We start from the raw sequence: 24,709 nt of genomic DNA, 5'->3' as shown, positions 1-24,709 counted from the left end.
AAGCGTAGAAATTTTATCATAGATATATAAAGTATTACATCCATAAGGTTGACCTAGTCAATGGATTCTGTCTTGGAAGTGCTAGCCAGCAGAAGGCTTCAAAACGGCACCACTTGATCGAATCCAGACTGATCAATTTCAGACTTGAGTGCAGTCGGTACAGGGGCTGATGTCTCTGTTACAGCGCCTCCATCAAATACAGTGTTCCCTTCTTCGCCAACAGCCGTCATTGGCTGCTGCTCTGAGATATCTTCCGGATCAAGATCAACATATGAATCGCCCATCATCATTTTGTAATGTGCATCATGCTTAGCTGCTTTGAATATCTTGAAGAAAATTTTCAGGTAATTTGCTGCCATATTGTCGCTAATGGCCACATAAAGCTCATCCGGAGCGTAATGCGAGCCATCATTTACCCAACTCATCAAAGACTGGCACTGTATCTTTTCGATACCCTCAAATTTGTCGACAAGATGGTATGTATCGACACCACCCAAAATCTTGAAATAGTTCTCCAAAATCCGACGCATGGTGTTCTGCAACGTAAGGACTGGCACCGGTGTTCTTTTCAGCTCGGCCCAGAGTAGTTGATAAGAATTCCGGATTGGATTACTTGAATGGAACTCAATTACTGAATACTCATTAGGTTTGCGGACAATCCAAAATGTCTCGTCAGCAAGCGAAGTATTGGTCTTTCGACGTTGATCGTACGTGACTTCTTTATGGAAATGCACATTGTGGGTAAGCACCACAACTTGTTTAAGATGGCTATCACTCTTTCTAACCTCGGCGAAGAGCTCCTTGATTAAGCTACTCACAATAAACAATACATCACTATCAAGGCTAGAAACAGGGTCATCGATGATCACGATCCGATCAGTGGTGATACCGGACGTCGTAATACTTCCTCTCAGCAGATGGTAGAAATAAAGGAACGTTACGAAGGTCTTCTCGCCTTCGCTCAATGTTTGCTTGGCATCCTTCCCATCCGCCCGGATAATTCTATAAGAGTTATCTATACATGCAGGATCTAGAGAAAAGCTGAGAAAGCCAAAATTCTTCAAAATTTTATTTATAGCAATTACCGTAGGTTTTACGCTGGTAAGTTCCGCCTCAATCTTATCGATATCGACATCAGTAGCAATAATACTTTTCGTGGCCTTATCCCGACTTAATGTGATACCCAAAATAGATTTTTGTAATTTATTTTTCTCAGTAGTGTAATCAGCCAAGGTATTCTTTAACTCAGCGTCGATAATATATTTCCACACTTCCCCGGTTAACCTACGCTGCTCAGTAGTGAAGCTTGCAACTAGGCGATTTTGTTCGGATATTTTCGTGTTCGCCGCATTAATAATAGCAGCAATATCCGCCTGAATATCCTCTAGCTCCTCAAGAAACACCTCAGTACTTGGAGTGGTAACTTTATTGTCCATCCGACCTTTATTGACAAGAACAACAGCATCCAGTGCTTGAATCTTAGGGTTAAGTTTTTCCTTGTCCAGTTCTTTGCAATCCAAAGCCAACAGAACATATGCCTGAGCCAAAAGATCCTCAGCAATTTGGAAATAATTATTACGCAGGGTAGAGACCGCCTTTGAATCCGCTTCAAAAGTCTCATCGAAGTAATCAGTAAGTTCCTTCTCGAAGTCATGGGGCAGAGTCTGCTGACAGAACGGACATTGTTCATCCGTATGTTCCATAAATCTCATACCCTGTCTGACCCAGTCGCTATTACCTAACCGCTGAATAATCGCGGATATGCAGACATCATCTTTACCTACTACCTTTTTAACCAGAATCGGGTTTTTCTCGAATGCTATCAACCGTGATAAATCCAAGGTCGAAACAAGATCTATTTTCGAGGGTTGGTCACCATATAAAACCGTAGCTCTAGTCTTGAGATCAACCAAATCAACCAAGGTGTATTTGTTATTCTCATGCTCTTGAAGAACCTTTGCCTTGAATGCTTCCTTATTATTCCTTAAACCAGTAAATGCCCCCTTAAAATATTCATCATGCTTAACTTTCTGTTCCCAGCATCGTCCAACTAACTTTGCTTCCAAAGAAATCAACTCAGCATTCTTTCCGGGTTTTCCATCTTCACCATCAAGCGAGATGATTAACTTGGCTCTCAACTGTTCATGGCGCTTTCTTTCATCTTTAAGTTCTTTGAGGCGATCGAGCTGAACTTTTTCGGCCTTGCCGAGTGTAAATACTCCCTGAAACTCTTTGGATTCTGAAAAGTTGGCAGTGATGAAGTCGTTGTTATAGATCATTGCTGGCACTGGCGTATTGTTGAGCCAGGTAATGCTGGAGTCTATTGAAAGACTAGGTTTCTCAATAAGTCGACTGATTGTGGTCTTACCCGCCCCATTTGCTCCATAAATAAAATTGATCTTTTTTAGATTAATAACTTCCGATTTGTCAGGACGATAGGTGGCGATGTTGGAGAGGCTAATTGATTCTATCATAGCGGGTCATCCCTGTACGCAACGTCACTAAATTGGCCGCTGCTCAGTAAAATTCTGAAGGTCCAGGCAATTGAACGACTACCTAAACATTTTACGATCATATGAAGGCTATTGGCTTGATAAACATATATGGAATGGTGATTTATGTAAAGGCCAGCAGTATAAAGAGGACTAGGACTGGTGCAGTTTTACCTACTCTACAGATTAGGGATGGTATAAGTGCTCCTGCAAATTGTGTCACTTAATTTTAAGGCTTCCCCCATTTAAGGCTGCGTCCGCAGATCGCTCTAAGCAGACTTTAATAGCTGCAAAACCCCTAATGTTAATGGCTGAATCACCTGACTTTGAATCGGTCACAGAACCTCGTAGTATGGCGCGGTGATGGCATTTCTCGCTTCATCTGCCATGCGGTCTGGATTCCCTGCCCTGCAAAATACAGCATCCCCCTGCCGTCCTTCGCGTTGAGATGGTCGCCGCGGCGATTACATCCCGGCTGTCCTGGGTCGGGGTCAGTAGTTTCACTGATGCACTATTGCCGTAATACGGCTCGTGCACCGTCACTTCCGAATAAAATCCACGAAGGCCCGCAGCGGCATCGGCAGATGCCTTCGCCCGGAGTAGTAGAGAAAAAAACAACCCGCTGGCGCGCTAAAGGCATCCAGTAAAACCGACAACCTGCCTGCGGCCAGGTCCTCGCGGACCATCGCCTCGTAGACGTACGCAATACCCGCTCCGTCACGGGCGGTCTGGATCATCAGTTCGTCGTCGTCTAAAACCAGCGGGCCGCTGGCTTCGATGATCAACGGCCTGCCCTCAGACTGGAATTCCCAGCAATAGCGTTGACCGCCCGGGAAGCGACGGGAAATGCAGGCATGAGCGAGCAGTTCGCCAGGCGTTTGCGGTACGCCGCGTAAGGCCAGGTAGGACGGTGCCGCAACGCACACGAAACGCTGTGGCTCCCCGACCGGCACGGCTACCATATCCCCGGCCAGGCTCTCGCCAAAGCGAATACCTGCGTCGAATCCATCATCCACGATGTCGACCATCCCGTCGTCGGTCACAATCTCAAGCTGCACGCGCGTATACTTCGCCACGAAACTGGCCAGGATTGGCGCCAGCACCAGCTTTGCCGCCGGACGCGGTACATTCAGGCGCAGCGTACCCACGGGCTCAGCCTGTAAGGCCGTTATATCCACCAGCGCGTCGGCGACATCCCTGAGTGCGGGAGTTAGCCGCGCCAGCAGGCGCAGACCTGCCTCGGTCGGCGTTACGCTGCGCGTGGTGCGGTGGAGCAAACGCACGCCCAGCCGTTCTTCCAGACCGCGCAGGGCGTGGCTTAAAGCTGAGGCGGATACACCTCTCTCGGCTGCAGCCTTACGGAAGCTCCGGTGGCGCGCCACCGCGGCAAAAGCGTCAAGTTCATGCAAATTGATTGTCATATTAATGAATATTATTCAGTAGTTCATCAAGGATACCACGGCTTATCGCTTACTCCATACCGTGTGACACTGTTGTTTTCTAATAGGCAGGAAGGTTTAAGCATGAAACAGCAACGACTTGGTTGTGCCGATTTCACGATATCGCCCATTGGCCTGGGCACCTGGGCGATCGCTGGATCGGGCTGGGAATTTGGCTGGGGGGAACAGAATGACGCTGAAAGCCTGGCGGCACTGGAATATGCGGTGGAACGCGGCGTCAACTGGATCGACACCGCTGCGGTCTACGGTCTGGGCCATGCCGAGGAAATTGTCGGCAAGCTCCTGCGCCGCGTGCCTCCCTCGCGTCGCCCGCTGGTATTTACGAAGGGCAGCCTGGTCTGGGATCGAACGAGCCGGCAGATTTCTCACTCGCTGTCTCCGGAGTCGCTGGAACGGGAGATTGACGACAGTCTGCGTCGCCTGCAGATCGAGACCATCGATCTGTATCAGATCCACTGGCCGGCGTTCCCTTCAGGTGGCCCGGACGAAGGCATTGAGGCGGCCCTTACGGTGCTTGCCAGGGCTCGTGAAAAGGGCAAGATTCGCGCTATCGGCGTATCCAACTTTGACGTGGCTCAGCTCAGGCGTGCCAGGATGGTAACGGAGATCGCCTCGCTGCAGCCACCCTACTCGGCGCTTATGCGCGATGCTGAATCCAATATCCTGCCGTTCTGCGAGCAGACCGGCACCGGCGTCATAGCCTATTCCACACTGCAATCGGGTCTGCTTACCGGCGCGATGACCCGCGAACGCATCGCCGCCCTGCCCGACGACGACTGGCGTAAAACCCGCAGTTCGGACTTCAAGGAGCCACGCCTGACCAGGAACCTGAACCTGGTCGAATCCTTCCGCCGTATCGGGCAACGCCACGGGCTGACTCCTGCAGCGGTAGCGATCGCCTGGGTACTTCGTCATCCGGCAGTGAGCGGGGCAATTGTCGGCGTACGCCAGCCAGCGCAGGTTGATGGGCTGCTGGGCGCCGCGAACTTAAGCCTGAGTGCGGCCGAGCTGGCCGAGATCGCGATGTCGCTGCCTGAAGGCTCGGGCACCAACGTCCCCGAGGCTGCGGCCTCCTGAAAGGCGATTTGTTATAGCACCACCTCACGCTCCCCCCGGCATTGAGGTAAACGCTGAGGTAAATCTTAAATCCTTTACCGGGCGGGAGTTTTAATATTTCGGCCATATCTTAAATGGTAAAATCCGCGCCGGTTGTAGACCCCCTATGACCAAGGTCCGCCCTTGTGCTCTGGCACAGGGATCCCGGGCGGGCCACCTCATCACGCCCCGGCATCGAACCGGCATGTCGTGCGAAATGTAACCGGGACGGTCAACGTGCACCGTCGCATGCGAAGCGCAACAAATAGCGGCACCTGGGCTGTGTCAACCCAATGATCTGGCAGTTGCCTGCCGCGGCTTCAATAAGCATGGTTCATCGCGCTGATAGCCTCATGCGTTATCAACTGGAACCTGTCGGCCCATATTAAGAAGCTGAGCCGCCCTGCTTAACCGCATCGTACCCGGCACGCCACCGGTACTTGTCGAGCCGCAGCGACGTGAGGAAAACGTTGCCGCAGGCGGGCTTCACGTCGTTGCCAGCGAAAATCCATTAATCCGCATGCGGTAGCGCGGTCAGCGCCACGTTAACCGCCGCCAGCAGCCGCGATTGCGCAACGCCGTCGCGAGCCTGAACCGACAGCCCGTGCAAAAAGGCGGCGAAATAATCACCCAGGCCGTCAGCGTCGGTCGCGGCTGGCAGCTCGCCGCTTTGCACCGCCTGCCGCAGCCGGTCGATAATCTGCTGCGTGCGCTGAAGACGATGCTGGGCCAGCCAGGTTTTGATGTCGTCATTGTCCGCGCTGACGCTGGCCGCGGAGGCGACCACCATACACCCCTGCGGCAGATCCGGCTGGCAGTACAGATGCACAGCATCCATCAGCAGCGTTTCAATTGCCTGGCGCACGCTGTTCCCGGCGGCAAAGGCGCGATCCGCGAAGCCCCCTTCCCGCTGTTCATAATCCGCAATTGCTTCCCGAAAAAGCTGTTCTTTTGAACCGAACGCCTTGTAAATACGCGCGGAGGCGATACCCAATTCGGCCACTAAATCCGACATTGACGTCCCTTCATAGCCCTGTCGCCAGAATAGATTGCGCGCTTTCAAAAGCGCCAGCTCACGATCGAATTCGCGCGGTCTGCCTGCCATTACGTTGCTCCAGTTTGCCCGATATTGAGTGCGACAGGATCGCTTAAATCATTGAGTTTACCAACGCATTTATAATTTTCGCTTGCGGTTATCCGTTTTTACCCCTATTGTTTGTCAATCGACAAACAATAGGGGTTTACGATGAGAACGCTCAAAGGTCCATCCTTGCACCTCGCTCAGTTCAGCGACGAGGTTGCCCCGTTCAACAGCTTACCTGCGATTGCCCGGTGGGCCGCGGAAACCGGCTTTAAGGCATTGCAGATCCCGGCATGGGATCGGCGTCTCTTCGACGTGGCCACCGCGGCGGAAAGTCAGACCTACTGCGACGATATTACCGGTATGCTGGCGGAACACGGCCTGGTGGTCAGCGAACTGACCAGCCATATTTTCGGCCAGCTGATGGCGGTACATCCGGCCTACGACAGCTTATGCGACAGTTTTGCGCCGCCCGAAGTGCACGGCAATCCGCAGGCCCGCGGCGAGTGGGCCCGACAACAGCTGCTGATGGCCGTCAAAGCCTCCGCACGCCTTGGCCTCAGCGAACTGGGTACGTTTTCCGGCTCGCTGGCCTGGCCGTATCTCTTTCCCTTCCCGCAGCGTCCAGCCGGGCTTATCGAAACCGCTTTCGACGAGCTCGCCAGACGCTGGCTGCCGGTGCTCAACGCCTGCGAGGATTGGGGGATTAATCTGTGCTATGAAATCCACCCCAGCGAAGATCTTCATGATGGCGTGACGTTCGAAATGTTCCACCAGCGGGTGGGCGAACATCCCCGCTGTCGGGTGCTTTTTGACCCCAGCCACATGGTGCTACAGCAGCTCAACTACCTGGAGTTTATTGATATTTATAAGGACGTGATCGGGATGTTCCACGTTAAAGACGCCGAGTTTAATCCCACCGGTCGTCAGGGGATCTACGGCGGCTATCAATCATGGATCGATCGCGCGGGCCGCTTCCGCTCACTGGGTGACGGTCAGGTTGATTTCAAAGCCATTTTCGCAAAGCTTGCGCAATACGATTATGCCGGCTGGGCAACGCTGGAGTGGGAATGCTGCCTGAAGAATCCGCTGGACGGTGCCCGTGAGGGGGCGGAGTTCATCCACAGCCACATTATTCACATCACCGATAAGGTATTCGACGACTTCGCCGGCGCGCCGGTAAATCCTCATCAAATCAAAAAATTACTCGGCATTCTCTAGGCCAGAACATTTCAAGGAACCCCTCATGGAACAACAATACGACGAGATCCTCTACGCGGATCTTGAGGCGCAGCACGTCTATCCGAAGGTTAACGGGCAGCGCATCCACTGCGTCGTGGCGGGAAAAGGGCAGCCGGTACTGCTAATACCCGGCTGGCCCCAGACCTGGTATACCTGGCGCTACGTCCTCCGCGCGCTTGCCGACGCCGGTTTTCAGGCGATCGCGGTTGACCCGCCCGGCATCGGCGATTCTGATAAGCCTCTCGGCGGTTACGACACCGGCAGCGTTGGCGCCGTGCTGCACGCGATCATGGCGCAGCTGGGGCATCAGCGCTACAGCCTGGTGGGCCACGATATTGGCATGTGGATTGGCTACGCCATGGCGAGCGATTTTCCACAGGCGATTGAGCGACTGGTGCTGACGGAAGCGGTGATCCCGGGGCTGGCCCCTGCCCCGTCGATTTTTGTCGCGCCGGAGGAGAATATTTTTCTTTGGCACTTCATGTTTAATCAGCTGGCTGATTTACCGGAAACCCTGACCTACGGCCGTGAATCACAGTATCTCAGCTATATATTCAACCGCTGGTCTCATCGCCGCGATCGGGTAGCCGCGGAGGTTTATATCGCCGCTTATTCGACTCCGGGCGGGCTGCGCGCGGGCTTCGATTACTATCGAGCGATCCCGGAGACCATTCGTCAGAACCAGCGCCGGGCGAAGACGCCCTTAACGATGCCGGTGCTGACGGTGGGAGCTGAATATGCAACGGGTGATGCGCCGCTGACGACCCTGCGCGGAAATGCCCACGATCTGCGCGGCGAGACGGTGGCCGACTGCGGCCATTTTATTACCGAAGAGCGTCATGAGGCGTTTATCGGCCTGATCGTCCCCTTTCTGTCAGAGGAAACTCACTATGCCGCTTGATCCGCTTATTGCCGACTTTCTCGCCGCGTCGTCGCAAGCGGATGCCCCACCGCCCGCCACGCTGGCCGAGATGCGCGCGGCCACGGAAGCCGGTTTGCTTCAGCTCCAGGGGGAGATGGAAACCAACGGTGGCTACAAAGACTATGTCGCTACCGCTGATGATGGTCACGGTATTGCCCTTCGTGTCTATTCGCCAGCCGGCTTAAACGCAGAAGTCGCGCGGCCGGCGATGCTGTTTGCTCACGGTGGCGGCTGGTGTCTGGGATCGCTGGCGCTGTACGATCGGCCCTGCCAGGCGCTGGCCGATGCTACCGGGCGGGTAATCGTGTCCGTGGATTACCGACTGGCGCCCGAGCATCCGTTTCCACGACCGTTAGAGGATGTTTACCAGGCGCTATGCTGGGTCTACGAGCAGGCGCCGCGTTTAGGTATCGACAGCTGCCGCCTGGCGGTGGGCGGCGATAGCGCCGGCGGGAACCTTGCCGCGGCGACCGCGCTGCTGGCACGGGATCGCGGCGGCCCACGCATTGAGCATCAGCTGCTGCTGTATCCGGCGTTAAGTCGCGATATGGCAACCGAGAGCTATCGCGCGTTCGCTGAGGGCTACTATTTAACGCGCGATGCGATGACGTTTTGCTGGCACAGCTATCTGGGAGAGCGTCGCCATCCTTACGCCGAACCGCTACACGCGGCTTCACTGTGCGGTTTGCCGCCGGCAACCATCCTGAGCTGCGAATACGATCCGCTGCGCGATGAGGCCGAAGGATATGCGCTTCGGCTTGAGGAGGCCGGGGTGGCGGTACGCTGCGAACGACTGCCGGGCATGGTGCACGCCTGTATCCATATGTCAGGGTTGACCCCGGCGGCGCGTCGGCTGTTTGAACTGGCACGCAGCTAAGCAAGCCTGACGGCACGTCCCCGACGCCTGTTATCAACAATGGTCCGGTTCAGCCAGGCGGCTATTGGTGATAAAAATCAGGGACGTGCCGCTTGCAGCCCAACCTCCGCTCTCCCCGCAGCCAATACCTTCGAGAAGCAGACCGCCTCTTCTCGGCCGATATAGGGGCCGTAGTTTTCAATCCGCGCGTAACCATTTTTCTCATAAAAACGAACCGCCCGGTGGTTAACTCGCCGGGTCTCAAGCCAAAGCTCGCGATATCCCATACCCTTTGCCGATGTCTCCAGCAAAGCGAGTAAGGCGTGACCAATACCATGAGCGCTGCGGTCGGAATACATCCTTTTCAGCTCGGCAATATCCTGCGTTAAGGGCCGGATCGCGCCGCATCCTACGGCATCACCGCGCGTATTTCTTGCCAGAACCCAGAGCGTTCGCTCCCCGTCCATTGCGTCAACGGTGAAATGGCTCTTGCCACTGTCGCCGGTGATCGCGGCAAGTTCAGCGGACAAAGACTCGATCAAGCCACAGGATTCGGGCGAAAATGGATCCGCTTTCTCTACTGTTATCATGGGAATAGGTCCTTTATCAAAGCGTTGGTCAGCATAGAGGATGCTGGACTGGAGTCGATAATAATGAATCACGAAGGCAGCCTTGCCGGCTGCCTCGATGGACGCTGCGCGCAATATCCTGACGTATACGGCACTCACCTGTCAGAATCAAAGTTCCAGTCAACAGCGGTCGAAAGCGTGACAAACGGGCCCGCCAGCGTTCTGTTGTGGTGACCAATAATTTCGTTTGCCGATAAATGCGGGTTATCCATTGTGGTATGCGCATCTGCAATCAGCACGGTCCTGAAGCCCAGCTCCGGCGCTGCCCGGCAGGTGGTGTCGACGCAAAACTCTGTTTTCATTCCGGCGATAACCAGCTGCTTGATGCCTCTGTGGCTGAGCTGAAGCTGCAGTTCGGTATCGCGAAAACAGCTGGGATACTTTTTAGTCAAAACGATGTCCCGCCCGGCGTCCACGTCGAGTTCGGGTATCAGCTTTGTTAGCGGGCCGTGCTCTGAGAAGGGGGAATCGTCAGGCCCAATGTGGCGAACAAAAAATACCGGCACCTGAGCACGCCTCGCTTTGGCGATGAGCAGACGGATATTTGACAGAACCGCGTCTGCACAATGCGGAGCAGCCGGGCCCCGGAAGAGCCCCTCCTGCATATCGATAACGATTAGCGCTTGTTCAGATGAAATCATGATGTGTCTCCATTCAAAATGTGATGAACGGAGAGCCGTGCCTCCCCGTCCGGACTGGCGGGGAGTGGGTATCTGTTTTGTCAGGAGCCAGCCACAGATACGCTCACACCGCCGCAGGTTGCGGTGGTGGTTGTGGTACGCGTCGTTGCTGGCTGAACTGACTGAATCATTTTCCGACCTTTACGTATTCGTTGAGCAGCGATAACCAGAAATAGCAGGCATCACTCAAAAGTACTCTCATCTTATAGCACCGCTTAAATACCAAATTCAAGAGAGGAGCACGGCCCTACCCGCCCTCTTTTTTCGCTCTGTGCCGAGCTGCGCCCGACCTGGACCCCAGGCGGATACTATTCGATTTAAAGATATCGTTAACCCTGGCCCATCGCTCCACGTTCCCTCCATAATCTGAGCAATATAAATCAATCATCCCCCGCCAGAATGTTCATTCTACTCAGGGGGAACCATGAACAAACTCAATTACTCGCTTAAATATATCGAATATTTACTCAGAAAAAGCAGAGTCTTTTTTACCACAGATCTTTACTATCATACTGCCGCGCTGACTAAAGCTTCAGGAAACGCATCAAACCTAAGAAACCCAGTGACGCTGAATGAGAAAATTTGTCATCGAATGATATTTGACCGCAACGCATTTTATACCTTACTGGCTGATAAGCTGGCGGTGAGAGAGTATGTAAATTCAAGAACCGAGTTGGTTAAAACCATCCCTTTAATTGGTGTCTACAACAGAGCCGATGATATCGATTTTAACAAGCTGCCTGAAAAATTCGTTTTAAAATGTAACCATGATAGCGGTAGCGCGGTAATTTGTACGGACAGAGAAAAGTTCAACCCGGTTAACGCGCTAAAAAAACTACAGCTGGCACTTAAAAAGAACATGTATTACACCACCAGAGAATGGCAATATAAGAACATCGCTCCCGTCATTCTCTGTGAAAAATTTATCGACTTATTTTCCGACAAGGATAAAAGCAACACCCCAGAAATGTTAAGAATACATTGTTTTCACGGCGTGGCTTGTTTTGTCGAGGCGGATTTCACTAATGAAAACGGCAACGAATTCATTAATGTATATGACAGATCGTGGAATTTGCAGCCATTTCAGATGGAATACCCAAATACGCCAGACGCCGTAGCGGAACCAAAGTCATTTCATAACGCCATCGCCGCCGCTCAGGAACTGGCCAAAGAAATTGACTATTGCCGCGTTGACCTGATGTTGCAAGGCGATGAGGTCTATTTCAGTGAAATCACATTAAGCCCAAAACGAGGAAAACTTAAAATCACTCCGGCGCTGTGGGATGCTAAGCTAGGAGAAATGTGGCAATTACCTACCTAAAATAAGGCTTAACGGAGCCTTATTTATCAGTAGGCTTTTTCAACCTTCGCAGCTGGCCATGATAGCCTAAACACTGAGTGATTATCGCCTGTTAACGTATAGCTAACGTCACCTCCGTGCGCCAGCATAATAGCCTTAACGACCGATAGCCCTAATCCACATCCATCAGGGTTAACGCTTCTTGCATATTCGCCACGCTGAAAAGGTTGGAATAAATATTTCTGTAGCTCTTGCGGGATCCCTGGCCCCTTATCCTGCACCAGGATAAAATTATTTTCCCCTGAGACACCATTTTTCAAAATTAACGTTCGTGATGTTGAGTATTTCAATGCATTATCAAAGAGAACCGTCAGGCACTGAATAATCCGCAACGGATCGCAGATACAGTGCTGCTCTTTGAGCTCAGTTAAAATAGTAAACTGCTCTCGTCGAAACTCCGGTAAAAAGGTATCAAGGGCGCTGGTCATGGTGGCGGAAAGATCGACCTTCTTGAGCGTAAGAGTATACCCGGCGCCTCCGGAGGAGCTGACAACCCGCAGGTCTTCGATCAGATTAGTTAACCCTTCCGTTTGCTTAAGCAGGTTTCTGAACAGTACCGGTTCGGGCTGAAACACCCCGTCAACCAGACCCTGAAGCCTTCCTCGCAGAATCGTCACCGGCGTTCTGAGCTCATGAGCGATCGCCGCATTCCATAAATTCCGCTGAACATCCAGGGTCTGCAGTTTTTGCGCCATTTCATTGAAATCATTCACCAGATTATTCATCTCCCCCAGCTGATAGCGGGTGCAAGATGCCCGTGCATCAAGGTTTCCCTGGGAAATTTGTTTCAGGCTGGAGGCGACAGCGTTTAGCGGAGTCAGTATTCTTGACGACAGCTTAATGGTAAAGAACAGGGAAACGACAAGACTGGTTACCGAAGCCATCGCGATCCACATCCAGTCCTGCATGGTCATAACATCTTCATTACCTGCGGCTGCGCCTCCCGGCAGATAGTCGATCAAAAAGCTGTAAAATAAATAAGACCCCACTACGGCGATAGCAATAATAGTGAAGGTGAGTGACAGCATATACGTCAATATTTGCCGACTCAGGATCGTTTCTTTATTCATTTCTTTATTCATTTATTTTCACCCAAACGGTAACCCAGACCTCGAACGCTTTCAGGGATCCCCTTGAGGCCCGCTAGTTCGAGTTTTTTCCGCAGCTTACTCATGTGGCTATCCACCGTGCGATCGAGGGTATCACCTTCCGGCAGGCAGGCATCAAGCAGCTCTTCGCGGGAGCACACCTTTCTGGGATACCTTGCCAGATAGGTCAGGAGTTTGAATTCAGTTGTGGTTAACACCGGGGTGACGGACCGATCCCCAACGGTAATTTCAATAAAGAAATCATCCGGGTAGATTGTCATAAATGGCGTTCTTAAGGGCCTTGAATTCACCAGTTCGGTATTCTGCCTGGTTCGCCGGAGCACCGCTTCGACTCTCGCGATAACTTCAGAGGGATTAAACGGTTTTATTACATAGTCATCTGCTCCCAGCCTCAGGCCCATCAGCTTATCGACGTCCTGATCCAGGGCGGTGACCATGATGACCGGTACATTGCTCTCTCTGCGCAAGGTCGTCAGGACGCTCCAGCCATCATACACGGGCAGATGGATGTCCAGTAAAATAAGGTCTGGCTTATGTAAACGATTCAGGTTCAGGGCCTGCTCGCCATCGGCAGCCCTGAGCGCCCTCATCCCCGCCCGATGCAAATAGCTTGTAAGTATGTCGGCAATTTCATCATCGTCTTCGACGACAACGATCAGATTATTGTTGTTCATTTTATCTCCTGCCCGTACGGATCATCGCTATTATTTTACGCTGAAAAGCTGGCCTGTCGTTATTAATTTACCCGTACTGAAGAGACTCATCGCAGGGGAATAAATGGCGCATAATTTAGCTGTCCGATAACGACGTGACCATCAGACCATCGGGTTGTAAAAAAGTTGCAACGGCCATTAATTTTTACGGCGGTGCAAAAATACCCGTAGGGAAAGTGCCAGACAACCTGTCCATACTCTCTACACAATTCAGATATAAATGCTCAACATTGTCATGCAACACTCGGCCATTAATAGCCATTGCTGAATATGATTCCGCTCATAACAGCAATTCTCGATAATACAATCGAATGGTCATAGACTACTTCATTATGGTAATGAGCATGCATATTATAAAAAACGTCTGCCCCCAAAAAATTATCGATTCTATTTTATTCATTCTAACGTCATGGGGGATGTTGTATGCCTGGCTGTTTCTGATACATCATGTCGAAGAGAGAGTCGCTACCACAATACTATCATCACCGTTCATTTATATCTGCATAGCCGTATCGGTCCTGTTGTTCCTCAAGCAAAAACAGGCGGGGGCGTTTAAAGATCTCTCGATCGTGACGTTCTGGCTTGCAGTGATATTTATTTATAGCGCTGTGGTTTTTAATCTGCTTTTGAACATAATGCCGGGAATCGCTGATATCGTATTTTATTATGAGTTTTTCCTGGTGATATTCTTCTGTGGCTCACCCATGTTTTTACTTATCCGCTTAATCTAAGCCACGCATTAACATGAGTACTCCTGACAGCTCAACCCGGCGTAAACGCAGTTTCGAGGAAAAGCCCGCCATTATTTGCCTCCACACTGTCTCCATAAACATCTCATACAGGGTCAATATCAGCCTCGTAGAATCAGCATGGTGCTCAATCTTACCCGGGCTGTAACCGGGGTTTTGAGCCCAAAAACGCAACCATTTTGGGCCGGTGATGCCCATGACAGAACGGATGCGCTTTCAGGCGCACAAGATGAAATAACGATGATTTATAAAGATACCGCGCATCCACCAGCCCCTTCCGAGGTGGGTAACTCACTTAAAATCCTGGCAATCCGCCACAGAAAAAAACTGTTCGTCACTTTTTTTCTTGTCTTTGCCGAAAATATCGCCTTTCTGCTCTACCCCGTAGCGGCGGGTATCGCGATAAATGCCATTCTTGCCGGACAGACGGTCAGCGCGGCCATATATGGCCTGATGGTTCTGTTTATGTGGTTAATCGGCGCGGCAAGACGCAGTATCGATACGCGTACCTTTGCCAGGATCTACGCCAGGCTTGCCGTGTCGGTGGTGGTCTCCCAGCGAAAATACTCGCTTAATCATTCGACCATTGCCGCCCGCGTGACGCTCTCGCGCGAGTTTGTTGATTTCTTTGAAATGCATCTCCCTCTGCTTATCACGTCGGTCATTTCACTTTTTGGCGCGGCAATAATGCTGTTATTGATTGAGTTCTGGGCAGGGGTTATCTGTTTGGTCATTGTGGCAATCCTGATGTGTTTTGTATCCGGATATGCAGATAAAAATGAGTCGTTATACCGACGCCTGAACAATCGTCTGGAAAAAGAGGTCGAATATGTTCACAAGGCGGTGCCGCTGGCGCTGAGCAGGCATTATTCCATCCTTGCGCGTCTCCGTATCGCATTATCAGACAGGGAAGCGTGGGGATATTTAGCCATTGGTATCCTGATATCTTTACTTTTTACCATAACCATCATCTGGATGACGCTAACACCGGGCACCAATGCCGGCCATATTTATTCCGTGATGACCTATATGTGGATGTTTGCGACGAGCCTGGACGACGCGCCGCAGCTCCTTGAGAAATTCTCACAGCTCAGGGATATCGGCAAACGAGTCACGGCGGATGATGAGGTTCGTGTATCAAACGAATCGTTTTGATTTTCCTGAACGTTATATTTGTTGACTGGAAGTTTATCTGATGCCGCATTTTTTTATTGAACGTCCCATTTTCGCCTGGGTGGTCGCCCTGTTTATTGTTCTGAGCGGAATACTGTCGATCCCGCGCCTGCCGGTAGCGCAATATCCGGCTGTCGCTCCGCCGGGTATTATTATCTCGGTCAGCTACCCCGGCGCCAGCCCGGATGTAATGAACACCTCTGTCGTTTCGCTTATCGAACGCGAGATTTCGGCTGTGGATAATTTACTCTATTTTGAATCCTCAAGTGATACCACCGGCATGGCTTCAATTACGGTCACCTTCAAGCCGGGAACCGATATCAAGCTCGCCCAGATGGACCTGCAAAACCAGATTAAGATCGTGGAGGCGCGTTTACCGCAGGCGGTGAGACAAAACGGCATCAACGTTGAGGCGGCTAATTCCGGATTCCTGATGATGGTGGGATTAAAATCCCAAAGCGGAGCATATGAGGAAGCAGATTTAAGTGACTATTTCGCCAGAAATGTCACCGATGAACTGCGACGCGTGTCGGGTGTCGGGAAAGTGCAGTTATTTGGCGGGGAAAAGGCCCTTCGCATATGGCTGGACCCAATGAAATTACACAGCTATGGGCTTTCCGTCACGGACGTATTAACCGCACTCAGTCAACAAAACGTGATTGTTTCCCCCGGCAGAACGGGAGATGAGCCTGCCGTTCCCGGCCAGGGCGTCACCTACCCGATTAACGTCAGAGGACAGCTCTCTACGGTTGAGGAATTTCGCAATATCACGATTAAATCGGAGGTCTCAGGCGCGCGCCTGAAATTATCTGATATTGCCCGCGTAGAGTCCGGGTTACAAAGCTATGCATTTGGCATTCGTGAGAATGGCGTTCCGGCAACGGCAGCGGCTATTCAGCTTTCGTCGGGAGCAAATGCTATCAGCACGGCATCGGGTATTCGCGCGCGGCTGACGGAGTTATCAGCCGTGCTTCCTGAAGGAATGGAGTTTACGGTTCCTTTTGACACCGCGCCTTTTGTTAAGCTTTCAATCATGAAAGTTGTGCAGACCTTTGCCGAAGCGATGGTGCTGGTCTTCCTCGTGATGCTGCTTTTTCTGCATAAAATCCGCTGCACTATTATTCCCGCCATCGTGGCCCCTGTGGCTTTGTTGGGAACCTTTACGGTGATGTTATTAAGCGGCTATTCGATCAACATACTGACCATGTTTGGCATGGTGCTGGCGATCGGTATTATCGTCGATGATGCGATCGTTGTGGTGGAGAACGTCGAACGTTTGATGGAGGAAAAAGGGCTCTCCCCCCGCGAGGCCACGCGAGAAGCTATGGATGAAATCACCCCGGCAATTATTGGCATTACGCTGGTACTGACCGCGGTATTTATTCCTATGGGTTTTGCCAGCGGATCCGTCGGAATTATTTACCGACAATTCTGCATTTCTATGGCGGTGTCCATTTTATTATCGGCATTTCTGGCGCTGACGCTCACCCCTGCCCTCTGCGCAACGCTGCTCAAGCCGCACAGCGATGATCAAAGTAAAAAAAGATCCTTTTCCACGTGGTTCAACGCGCGTTTTAATCGCCTCAGCGCCTTTTACGAATCCGGACTGGGATTTGTTCTGAAGCGGAGCGGACGCATGATGATGCTCTATGCCGCGCTATGCTTTGCGCTGTATGCCGGACTCTCGTCATTGCCTTCGTCATTTTTACCGGATGAAGATCAGGGCTACTTTATGTCGTCAATCCAGCTTCCAGCCGACGCGACGATGCAGCGAACGCTTAAGGTGGTGCAAAAATTTGAGGATGAAATCGCCACTCAGCAGGCCGTTGAAAGCAACATTATGATCCTCGGATTTGGCTTTTCAGGCTCAGGCCAGAACTCGGCTATGGCGTTCACCACCCTGAAGGACTGGAAAAAACGCGTGGGCACGACCGCGCAGGATCAGGCTGACTCTATTCAGTCCACAATGGAAAACGTGCCTGACGCGGTAACGATGAGTCTGCTTCCCCCGGCTATTTCCGATATGGGGACATCATCCGGATTTACCTATTATTTGCAGGACCGGGCCGGTAAGGGCTATCAGGCACTCAAAAAGGCGGCGGACGATCTCGTGCAGCACGCGAATCAAAGTCATCAGCTGTCAGACGTCTATATCGATGGGCTCCCGGAAGGCACCAGCCTTGCTCTCGACGTGGACAGAGAAAAGGCGGAAGCGATGGGCGTGTCGTTTGACGAAATCAATCAAACGATTTCTGTCGCCACGGGTTCGAATTATGTCAATGATTACACCAACAAGGGCCGGGTTCAGCAGGTGATTGTCCAGGCCGATGCGCCGCACCGTATGCAGCCGGAGCAATTATTAGCCCTATCGGTCAAGAACCGTTCGGGGCAGATGCTGCCTTTAGCCACCTTTGTGACGCTATCCTGGAACGTCACCCCGCAGCAGCTGAGCCGCTATCAGGGGTATCCTGCCATACGCATTACCGGCAGCGCCGCCGCAGGGCAATCCACAGGTAACGCCATGAAGGCAATGGAGGCGCTGTCGCAACAGCTGCCGTCGGGTTTCGCAGGAGAATGGGCGGGAAGTTCATTGCAGGAAAAAGAGTCCGCATCGCAGTTACCTGGGCTAATTGTGCTCTCGGTGTTGGTCGTATTTATGGTCCTGGCGGCGCTGTATGAAAGCTGGTCTGTTCCATTCGCGGTTATGCTTGTTGTTCCCCTGGGCCTGCTCGGCGCGGTTATCGCCGTTACCGCGGTCAATATGACCAACGACGTCTTCTTCAAGGTAGGCCTGATAACCCTTATTGGACTTTCCGCCAAGAATGCAATCCTGATTATTGAATTTGCCAGACAATTAATGAGTCAGGGTATGGGTTTGCCCGAAGCAACGCTGATCGCGTCGAAGCAGCGTTTACGCCCGATCCTCATGACATCGCTGGCTTTTACATTAGGCGTCGTACCCTTGATGCTTGCCAGCGGGGCGAGTGACAGCACCCAGCATGCTATAGGAACGGGCGTGTTCGGGGGCATGATTAGCGGAACCTTACTGGCTATCTTCTTTGTTCCCGTATTTTTCGTCGTCATTACGCGGTTTATTAAAACCCGCAAAAAAGAGTGGGTTCAGTAGCTGATTAAATACGATGTCCGCGCCTGGCAGACCTGCATCTTAACCCCTGCTCATGCCGCCGATAGCGCGCAATTAACGGTATGTTATATTGCCTCTACTTATTTCATTACCAGACTGTACCCATATGGACATTACCTTAATGCGGCACGGGAAGCCTGAAATCGCAGCCCGCCGCGGCGGGCGCTGGCTTAGCGCCCATGAAATGCACGCCTGGATAGCGGATTATAATGCGGCCAAGGTAGCTGAAATGCCCTGCCCGAGGACAACATCCGTCTGCGAGGCCGGCGACTATTTCGTGTCCAGCCCCCTGCCGCGCGCGCTTACCTCTCTCTCTACGCTGGGTGCAAACCCGCACGCTATCCTCCACGAACTCAGCGAAGCGCCGCTGCCGGTTATCAACGTTCCGCTGATAAAATTCCCCTCCGCTATCTGGCTGATACTGTTCCGCCTGCTCTGGCTTACCGACCTTGCGCGCGGTTCTGAAGCAAAAGCTGAAGTCCGGATGAGAGCCGCCAGGATGGCGCGGGAGCTGATCGACGCGGCGGCGCGATACGGCCACGTGGTCAGCATGGGACACGGCATTTTAAACAAATTTATTTCGCTGGAATTAACGCGGCTGGGCTGGATAAAAATTGCGAGTACCGGTTCAGGCTACGGGAGCTATGTCACCTGGCGTTCCCCGACGGGTAGGCTCTGACCGCCCCTGATATCACATAAGCTGCTGCGATTAGCACCCCGCATAGCGGTGCACCATAATGGCGGTCGGCCGCCATTGTCAGAACCTGCTGTCAGCCGACGGAGCGGCAGAAGCGGCTTATGTTCTGCGCTAAAAAACTGATAAAATGCGCAAAATTTTTAAGATACGTGAAAACCTATGCCAGGAAAAAAACTGCATCTGCGCACTCTCATGCTGATGTTGTCCGTCGGAGGGATCCTGCTGACATCAATGCTGCTGCTCAGCGCCCTGACGTTTTTCCAGAAGGGCAATATTGAGAACCGGCTGCTTGAGAACAACCTCGCTTACGCCCGTAAGCTGGCGGATACCACCGACCGCTACCTGGTGACGGCGCAGCGGGAGCTCACCTACAGCGCCGGGCAGATAAAAAACCTTAATGACCCCCAGCAGCTGAAGAGCGAGGCGGAAAGGCTGCGCCTGCAGTCCGGCTTCTTCAACTCGGTGGTTATCGTTAATTCCGACGCCGTTATTGCCGCCGCCTCCCCGGAAAGCCTCAAGCTGGTGGGAATTAAACTGCACTCGAGCGCCAGCCAACAGGCCATTACCTCAAAGAAGCTCTTTATCTCTGAACCGTTCATTTCGGCGGCGGGTAATTACGTGGTGTTTGTCTCGCAGCCATTATTTAGCCCCGGCGGCGACTATCTCGGCTATATCGGCGGCAGCATCTACCTGCAAAAAGAGAGCATGCTCAGCGATATTCTAAGCATGCATTTCTATGAAAATACGACGGACGTCAGCGTTATCGATAATGACGGAAAAATCATCTTTAATCGCAATCCGGCGCGCGTGGGAGGCGAGTTTCGCCCCACTCCCGGCCTGCAGGAGCAGATTATTAACGCGCAAAACGGCCACTTTTTTGGCGATGACAAAAGCGCAGACAGCCTGGTGGGCTACGCCAGCCTGAAGCAGGCCGACTGGAAGATTATCATCTCGGGGGCGTCGGAAAGCGTATCGCGTATATTAATGCAGACGGTGGTTAACGCCTTCTGGTTCACGCTCGCGATCATCTTCCTGACGGTGACAACCGTGACGATTTTTGCCGCCATCATTTCGGCCCCGCTCGAGAAACTCGCCGAATTCACCCGCGCGGAAAACAACGCGTCCACGCGCAAAAAGCTGGCCAACATTAACGTCTGGTACAAGGAAGCGGAGCGCCTTAAAGAGGCGTTCAGCCAGCATCTGCAAATCATGGCCCGCCGGGTCAACGCCCTCAGCGATGAAACGATGACGGACCCGCTTACCGGACTCTATAACCGCAAAGGGTTCAGCACGCTGCTGAAACAGTCCTCCCATCGCACCGAGCGCTGCGTCATTGCGATTGATATCGACCATTTCAAAAAAATTAACGATCTGCACGGCCATGACGGCGGGGATGCGGTGCTGGTCACGTTCGGCGAGAAGCTGCGCAACCTCTGCGCCGACGGGCAGGTTGCCTGCCGGTTTGGCGGCGAGGAGTTTGTCGTATTCCTCCCGGACACCGGCCTGACCGCGGCAGCGGAAGTGGCGGAGCGTATCCGGGTGGAGATCGAGCATGCCGATTTCCCCCACGCCGAAAAGGTGACCATCTCCCTCGGCGTTGCCGGGTTCAGCGAGAGCGTAAACGACGTTTACAGCGTCCTGCGCAAAGCTGATTTAGCGCTCTATGAAGCCAAACGCGCCGGCCGCAACGCCGTGGTTATCGCCGACGCCGAAGGCTTTTCCCGCATCTGAACGGCCGCGAACTACTGTGCCACGCAGGTGCCATAATGCTGAGAGGCAAAAATGCCTCCCGGCATAACCATATTGCGGCTATGCACCGAATCACCGCTGCGCGTCATTGTCGTCACGGTGACGTTGCCCACCTCTGAGGTTTCAATAAAAGAGATGCCGTCTACGCCATTGGGCACGATGGTCACCTCGGCCGAACCGACGTTTCCGGCGATATAGGCCTTATTCGTTCCGCTATCGATAATAAACGTAAATACCAGCGGATTTTTTGCCGCATGATTGCCGCTTTGATCGCTGTAGGTCGGATAAGAACACTTAACCGACGTTGTTTTCGCCGTTGCCGCAAACGAGGCGCTACCCAGCATCAATACGGCCAAAAAGCAGCCGCTCGATATATTCATTACTCATCCCTTTTTGTGACGGTCACTGACAATAGATAAAGCGATCGTCGCGCGCGTATTTGACATCGCTTATGCAGATTATCCGAGATAATGCCCCTCCTGAGGCTCGCGACGCCAGGCCTAATTCATTCATCATGCAAATACATTCCTCAGCATTCACAGCCACCATCGCACCGTCAACATATGGAATGATTGGCGCCCACTTTTCAGGAGGCGTTATGTCAGCTTACTCTTCATCTTTACCCCATTGCCCTGCTTGCAGCTCAGCGTTAACCGCGGCAATCCCCTGGGGAGATTTTCATATTTTAACCTGCCCCAATCATGGAACCTTCACCGTAACGGACACCGCCGTGGCCATGGCAAACGCCAGCCAGAAGCACAAAGCCGCTCTGGCGGTAAAAGTGGCGGAAGGGAGCGGTGCGGGAAGCGCGGCGATGATTTGGTCAGGCGATCTCGAGAGCGCCTGAGCCCGGCAGGAGCAGGCCCGCAAACTCGCTTTTAGCGGCCAGCTTCCGCCCTCTCCGCGATGAGCAAACGCATGAATGTTTCTGTCGCGTTTTTTCAAAAGCTTAGCCGCCCGGTCGATTTTGCGGGTTGCCCAAATCGACCGACTGGAGTATGCCTGTATGAGTTTTACCCTCTAACCGACTCACCAGGAGATTTTCCATGAGCAAGCTTGGAATTAATGGATTTGGTCGTATCGGACGTCTGGTATTACGCCGTTTATTGGAAGTTAACAGCCCGCTGGAGGTCGTTGCCATTAACGATCTCACCTCGCCAAAAGTGCTGGCCTATCTGCTAAAACATGACTCTAACTACGGTCCCTTCCCGTGGAGCGTGGACTTCACCGACGATGCCCTGATCGTTAACGGTAAGAGCATCACCGTCTACGCGGAGAAAGAGGCCCGGAATATTCCGTGGGAAAGCGCGGGCGCGGAGCTTATCGTTGAGTGCACCGGCTTCTATACCTCGACGGAAAAAGCCCAGGCCCACCTTAGCGCCGGGGCGAAAAAGGTCCTGATCTCAGCCCCCGCCGGGGAGATGAAAACCATCGTCTACAACGTCAATGACGACACCCTCACCGCGGACGACACCATTATCTCCGTCGCCTCCTGCACCACCAACTGCCTGGCACCGATGGCGAAAGTGCTCCACGATGCGTTCGGCATCAGACTCGGCACGATGACCACCATTCACGCCTACACCGGCACCCAGTCGCTGGTGGACGGCCCGCGCGGTAAGGATTTACGCGCCTCGCGCGCGGCGGCGGAAAACATCATCCCGCACACCACCGGGGCGGCGAAGGCGATTGGTCTGGTGATTCCCGAGCTCAGCGGCAGGCTGAAGGGCCACGCCCAGCGCGTGCCGACCAAAACCGGATCGGTCACCGAGCTGGTGTCGATTCTTGAGAGAAAGGTCACCGCCGAAGAGGTCAATCAGGCGATGAAGAACGCGGCGGCGAATAATGAATCCTTCGGCTATACCGAAGAGGAGATTGTCTCTTCCGACGTAATTGGCAGCCACTTTGGTTCGATTTACGACGCCACCCAGCTCGAAATCGCCGAGGCCGGCGACGTTCAGCTGGTCAAAACCGTGGCGTGGTACGACAACGAATACGGCTTCGTCACCCAGCTCATCCGCGTGCTGGAAAGGTTCGCTAAATAAGCAAATAAAAGCGGATAGCCCTCGGCTATCCGCGTCTTCACCCGCCGCTTAGGCCTGCAAATAGACCACCTGGGTCTGCAGGTACTCGTTCAGACCGTGGCGACCGTCGGCGCCGCCGATGCCCGATTTGCGCCAGCCCGCATGAAAGCCCTGCATGGCCTCAAAGTTTTCGCGGTTGATGTAGGTTTCGCCGAACTTCAGCCCCTTAATCGCCTTCATCGCTACGTTCAGGTCGCGCGTATAGATGGACGACGTCAGCCCGTAGTCGCTGTCGTTGGCCATCGCCAGCGCCTCCTCAAGCGTGTCAAATGCCACCACCGGCAGCACCGGACCAAAGGTTTCTTCGTGGACAATATCCATATCCTGGCGCACGTCCAGCAGCAGCGTCGGCGGATAAAAATAGCCGCGACCGCCGGTTGCTTTGCCGCCGAGCGCCAGGCGCGCGCCCTGGGCCAGCGCTTTGGCTACCTTCTGCTCGACCCGCTCCAGGGCGGCGGCGTTGATCAGCGGCCCCATAGCGATATCATCCCGCTGCGCCGGGTCGCCAAACTGCACCGCTTTCAGCGCTTCGCCGAGGCGGTTAACAAAGCGATCGTAGATCCCCTTCTGGACGTAAACGCGCTCGACGCAGTTGCATACCTGCCCGCTGTTGATCACCCGCGAATCGACCACCGCCCGAACCGCCAGCTCGAGGTCGGCATCATCCATCACAATCGCCGGCGCCTTGCCGCCCAGCTCGAGGCACACTTTGGTGATATTTTTCGCCGCGGCGGCCATGATTTTTTCACCCGCGCCCACGCTGCCGGTCATGCTGACCATCGCCACTTTCGGGTTCGCCGCCAGCTCCTGGCCAACGGTCTCCCCGCGGCCCAGCACGAGGTTAAACACCCCTTTCGGCAGGCCGATATCATCGACTATCTGCGCAAAAGCGATGGCGTTATTGGGGGTGAACTCGCTCGGTTTGATCACCATCGTGTTGCCGGTCAGCAGCGCGGGGGCAAGCTTACGGGCAATCAGGAAGAACGGGAAGTTCCACGGCAGAATGCCGGTGGTCACGCCGAGGGCGCGTTTGAACACGAGGATATTCTCACCGGGACGGTCGCTTTGCACGATTTCACCTTCGTAGCGCCGCGCCCACTCGGCCATATAGTCGAGATAATCGGCGGTAAAGGAGACCTCCACCGCCGCCAGCTGCTGGGTCTTCCCGCCCTCGGCAACGATAAGCGCCGCAATCTCGCCCGCGCGTTCGCGGATCCCGACGGCGATTTTACGCAGCCAGCCGGCGCGCTCGATAGCCGGCAGCGCCTCCCAGCCCGGCTGCGCGCGTTCTGCGGCATCAATGGCCCGCTGCGCGTCTTCGGCGCTGCCGTCGGGAATGCGGGAGAGCAGTGCTTCGGTGGCAGGATTAAGCACGTCAATCCAGGCGTCGCCGCGCCCGGCAACAAACTGACCATCAATATACATCGGGTGCTGAACGGGTGCTGTCATAGCCTGCTCCTGTGGATTTATTGT

General features: G+C 53.4%; 20 protein-coding genes and 1 pseudogene. 11 read left to right on the top strand and 10 right to left on the bottom strand.

From position 1 onward, the window contains the following. Positions 1–98: 98 nt before the first annotated feature. The 3 genes and pseudogenes from RTE01_RS00170 to RTE01_RS00160 form a co-directional block, all read right to left on the bottom strand. Positions 99–2,474: an AAA family ATPase gene (locus RTE01_RS00170; RefSeq protein ID WP_134525792.1), complete on the bottom strand. Its 2,376-nt coding sequence runs from the start codon at positions 2,472–2,474 to the stop codon at positions 99–101. A 334-nt stretch (positions 2,475–2,808) separates the two neighbouring features. Further along, positions 2,809–3,041: pseudogene (locus RTE01_RS26115) on the bottom strand (DUF4113 domain-containing protein); the annotation flags it as partial. After that, positions 3,032–3,913 carry a LysR family transcriptional regulator gene (locus tag RTE01_RS00160; RefSeq protein WP_206110924.1) on the bottom strand — a complete coding sequence of 294 codons (882 nt, stop codon included), beginning with the start codon at positions 3,911–3,913 and terminating at the stop codon, positions 3,032–3,034. The pseudogene RTE01_RS26115 and the gene RTE01_RS00160, both read right to left, overlap by 10 nt. 102 nt (positions 3,914–4,015) lie before the next feature. Between RTE01_RS00160 and RTE01_RS00155 the strand changes: the two genes are divergently transcribed. Beyond that, positions 4,016–5,029, top strand: a complete 1,014-nt coding sequence (locus tag RTE01_RS00155; RefSeq protein ID WP_123551389.1) for an aldo/keto reductase — start codon at positions 4,016–4,018, stop codon at positions 5,027–5,029. A 529-nt stretch (positions 5,030–5,558) separates the two neighbouring features. Here the strand turns inward: RTE01_RS00155 and RTE01_RS00150 are convergent. Beyond that, a complete protein-coding gene (locus RTE01_RS00150; RefSeq protein WP_041145306.1) occupies positions 5,559–6,152 on the bottom strand; it encodes a TetR/AcrR family transcriptional regulator in 594 nt (197 codons plus the stop codon). A 141-nt stretch (positions 6,153–6,293) separates the two neighbouring features. On the opposite strand from RTE01_RS00150, the gene RTE01_RS00145 reads away from it, so the two are divergent. Genes RTE01_RS00145 through RTE01_RS00135 form a run of 3 tightly spaced genes read left to right on the top strand, consistent with a single transcriptional unit; the run spans position 6,294 to position 9,169 of the window. Next, on the top strand, positions 6,294–7,349 hold the full coding sequence (locus RTE01_RS00145) for a sugar phosphate isomerase/epimerase family protein (protein WP_134525788.1): 1,056 nt from the start codon (positions 6,294–6,296) through the stop codon (positions 7,347–7,349). 25 nt (positions 7,350–7,374) lie between these two features. Beyond that, a complete protein-coding gene (locus tag RTE01_RS00140; RefSeq protein ID WP_134525787.1) occupies positions 7,375–8,271 on the top strand; it encodes an alpha/beta fold hydrolase in 897 nt (298 codons plus the stop codon). Beyond that, positions 8,261–9,169 carry an alpha/beta hydrolase gene (locus RTE01_RS00135; RefSeq protein WP_134525785.1) on the top strand — a complete coding sequence of 303 codons (909 nt, stop codon included), beginning with the start codon at positions 8,261–8,263 and terminating at the stop codon, positions 9,167–9,169. Before RTE01_RS00140 ends, RTE01_RS00135 begins: the two co-directional genes overlap by 11 nt. 77 nt (positions 9,170–9,246) lie before the next feature. Here RTE01_RS00135 and RTE01_RS00130 read toward each other — a convergent pair whose 3' ends face one another. Further along, a complete protein-coding gene (locus RTE01_RS00130; RefSeq protein ID WP_134528468.1) occupies positions 9,247–9,738 on the bottom strand; it encodes a GNAT family N-acetyltransferase in 492 nt (163 codons plus the stop codon). A 134-nt stretch (positions 9,739–9,872) separates the two neighbouring features. After that, positions 9,873–10,418 carry a cysteine hydrolase family protein gene (locus RTE01_RS00125; protein ID WP_134525783.1) on the bottom strand — a complete coding sequence of 182 codons (546 nt, stop codon included), beginning with the start codon at positions 10,416–10,418 and terminating at the stop codon, positions 9,873–9,875. A gap of 463 nt (positions 10,419–10,881) precedes the next feature. Between RTE01_RS00125 and RTE01_RS00120 the strand changes: the two genes are divergently transcribed. Next, the gene (locus RTE01_RS00120) at positions 10,882–11,778 is read left to right on the top strand and encodes an ATP-grasp fold amidoligase family protein (RefSeq protein WP_134525781.1); all 897 of its coding nucleotides are present in this window, start codon (positions 10,882–10,884) and stop codon (positions 11,776–11,778) included. 26 nt (positions 11,779–11,804) lie between these two features. Here the strand turns inward: RTE01_RS00120 and RTE01_RS00115 are convergent, their stop codons facing one another. Both RTE01_RS00115 and RTE01_RS00110 read right to left on the bottom strand, forming a co-directional pair. Beyond that, positions 11,805–12,887 (bottom strand): ATP-binding protein, encoded by a 1,083-nt coding sequence (locus RTE01_RS00115; protein ID WP_134528464.1) that lies wholly within the window; start codon positions 12,885–12,887, stop codon positions 11,805–11,807. An 8-nt stretch (positions 12,888–12,895) separates the two neighbouring features. Next, complete coding sequence (locus RTE01_RS00110; protein ID WP_041145299.1) at positions 12,896–13,600, bottom strand: response regulator; 705 nt, start codon at positions 13,598–13,600, stop codon at positions 12,896–12,898. 350 nt (positions 13,601–13,950) lie between these two features. Between RTE01_RS00110 and crrC the strand changes: the two genes are divergently transcribed. From crrC to RTE01_RS00085, 5 genes are all read left to right on the top strand, one after another. Then, on the top strand, positions 13,951–14,370 hold the full coding sequence (gene crrC / locus RTE01_RS26675) for a colistin resistant protein CrrC (protein WP_457920872.1): 420 nt from the start codon (positions 13,951–13,953) through the stop codon (positions 14,368–14,370). Positions 14,371–14,628: 258 nt separating this feature from the next. Next, positions 14,629–15,543, top strand: a complete 915-nt coding sequence (locus RTE01_RS00100; protein WP_141334653.1) for an ABC transporter six-transmembrane domain-containing protein — start codon at positions 14,629–14,631, stop codon at positions 15,541–15,543. Between the two features lie 40 nt (positions 15,544–15,583). Further along, positions 15,584–18,688, top strand: coding sequence for a multidrug efflux RND transporter permease subunit (locus RTE01_RS00095; RefSeq protein WP_141334517.1), 3,105 nt, complete (start codon positions 15,584–15,586; stop codon positions 18,686–18,688). Positions 18,689–18,983: 295 nt separating this feature from the next. Further along, positions 18,984–19,385, top strand: coding sequence for a hypothetical protein (locus RTE01_RS00090; RefSeq protein WP_134525779.1), 402 nt, complete (start codon positions 18,984–18,986; stop codon positions 19,383–19,385). A 177-nt stretch (positions 19,386–19,562) separates the two neighbouring features. Further along, entirely contained in the window at positions 19,563–21,134 is a 1,572-nt protein-coding gene (locus RTE01_RS00085; protein ID WP_134525777.1) for a sensor domain-containing diguanylate cyclase, read from the top strand. An 11-nt stretch (positions 21,135–21,145) separates the two neighbouring features. On the opposite strand, the gene RTE01_RS00080 is transcribed toward RTE01_RS00085, so the two are convergent. Then, entirely contained in the window at positions 21,146–21,532 is a 387-nt protein-coding gene (locus RTE01_RS00080; protein WP_115192903.1) for a hypothetical protein, read from the bottom strand. A gap of 666 nt (positions 21,533–22,198) precedes the next feature. On the opposite strand from RTE01_RS00080, the gene gap reads away from it, so the two are divergent. After that, on the top strand, positions 22,199–23,197 hold the full coding sequence (gene gap, locus RTE01_RS00075) for a type I glyceraldehyde-3-phosphate dehydrogenase (protein ID WP_041145294.1): 999 nt from the start codon (positions 22,199–22,201) through the stop codon (positions 23,195–23,197). Between the two features lie 48 nt (positions 23,198–23,245). Here the strand turns inward: gap and aldA are convergent, their stop codons facing one another. Continuing rightward, complete coding sequence (gene aldA / locus RTE01_RS00070; RefSeq protein WP_041145293.1) at positions 23,246–24,685, bottom strand: aldehyde dehydrogenase; 1,440 nt, start codon at positions 24,683–24,685, stop codon at positions 23,246–23,248. Between the last annotated feature and the right edge of the window lie 24 nt (positions 24,686–24,709).

Source organism: Klebsiella terrigena (assembly GCF_006539725.1).
Classification (GTDB): domain Bacteria; phylum Pseudomonadota; class Gammaproteobacteria; order Enterobacterales; family Enterobacteriaceae; genus Klebsiella; species Klebsiella terrigena.
The sequence above is the reverse complement of the archived record's forward strand: the minus strand, read 5'-3'. Positions and strand labels throughout refer to the sequence as shown.

Coding starts and splice junctions, on each gene's coding strand:
- RTE01_RS00140 (WP_134525787.1), top strand. CDS start 7,375: ATGGAACAACAATACGACGAGATCCTCTACGCGGATCTTGAGGCGCAG.
- RTE01_RS00145 (WP_134525788.1), top strand. CDS start 6,294: ATGAGAACGCTCAAAGGTCCATCCTTGCACCTCGCTCAGTTCAGCGAC.
- RTE01_RS00170 (WP_134525792.1), bottom strand. CDS start 2,474: ATGATAGAATCAATTAGCCTCTCCAACATCGCCACCTATCGTCCTGAC.
- RTE01_RS00135 (WP_134525785.1), top strand. CDS start 8,261: ATGCCGCTTGATCCGCTTATTGCCGACTTTCTCGCCGCGTCGTCGCAA.
- RTE01_RS00085 (WP_134525777.1), top strand. CDS start 19,563: ATGCCAGGAAAAAAACTGCATCTGCGCACTCTCATGCTGATGTTGTCC.
- RTE01_RS00155 (WP_123551389.1), top strand. CDS start 4,016: ATGAAACAGCAACGACTTGGTTGTGCCGATTTCACGATATCGCCCATT.
- RTE01_RS00095 (WP_141334517.1), top strand. CDS start 15,584: ATGCCGCATTTTTTTATTGAACGTCCCATTTTCGCCTGGGTGGTCGCC.
- aldA (WP_041145293.1), bottom strand. CDS start 24,685: ATGACAGCACCCGTTCAGCACCCGATGTATATTGATGGTCAGTTTGTT.
- RTE01_RS00120 (WP_134525781.1), top strand. CDS start 10,882: ATGAACAAACTCAATTACTCGCTTAAATATATCGAATATTTACTCAGA.
- RTE01_RS00080 (WP_115192903.1), bottom strand. CDS start 21,532: ATGAATATATCGAGCGGCTGCTTTTTGGCCGTATTGATGCTGGGTAGC.
- RTE01_RS00160 (WP_206110924.1), bottom strand. CDS start 3,913: ATGACAATCAATTTGCATGAACTTGACGCTTTTGCCGCGGTGGCGCGC.
- crrC (WP_457920872.1), top strand. CDS start 13,951: ATGGTCATAGACTACTTCATTATGGTAATGAGCATGCATATTATAAAA.
- gap (WP_041145294.1), top strand. CDS start 22,199: ATGAGCAAGCTTGGAATTAATGGATTTGGTCGTATCGGACGTCTGGTA.
- RTE01_RS00130 (WP_134528468.1), bottom strand. CDS start 9,738: ATGATAACAGTAGAGAAAGCGGATCCATTTTCGCCCGAATCCTGTGGC.
- RTE01_RS00150 (WP_041145306.1), bottom strand. CDS start 6,152: ATGGCAGGCAGACCGCGCGAATTCGATCGTGAGCTGGCGCTTTTGAAA.
- RTE01_RS00110 (WP_041145299.1), bottom strand. CDS start 13,600: ATGAACAACAATAATCTGATCGTTGTCGTCGAAGACGATGATGAAATT.
- RTE01_RS00100 (WP_141334653.1), top strand. CDS start 14,629: ATGATTTATAAAGATACCGCGCATCCACCAGCCCCTTCCGAGGTGGGT.
- RTE01_RS00115 (WP_134528464.1), bottom strand. CDS start 12,887: ATGAATAAAGAAACGATCCTGAGTCGGCAAATATTGACGTATATGCTG.
- RTE01_RS00125 (WP_134525783.1), bottom strand. CDS start 10,418: ATGATTTCATCTGAACAAGCGCTAATCGTTATCGATATGCAGGAGGGG.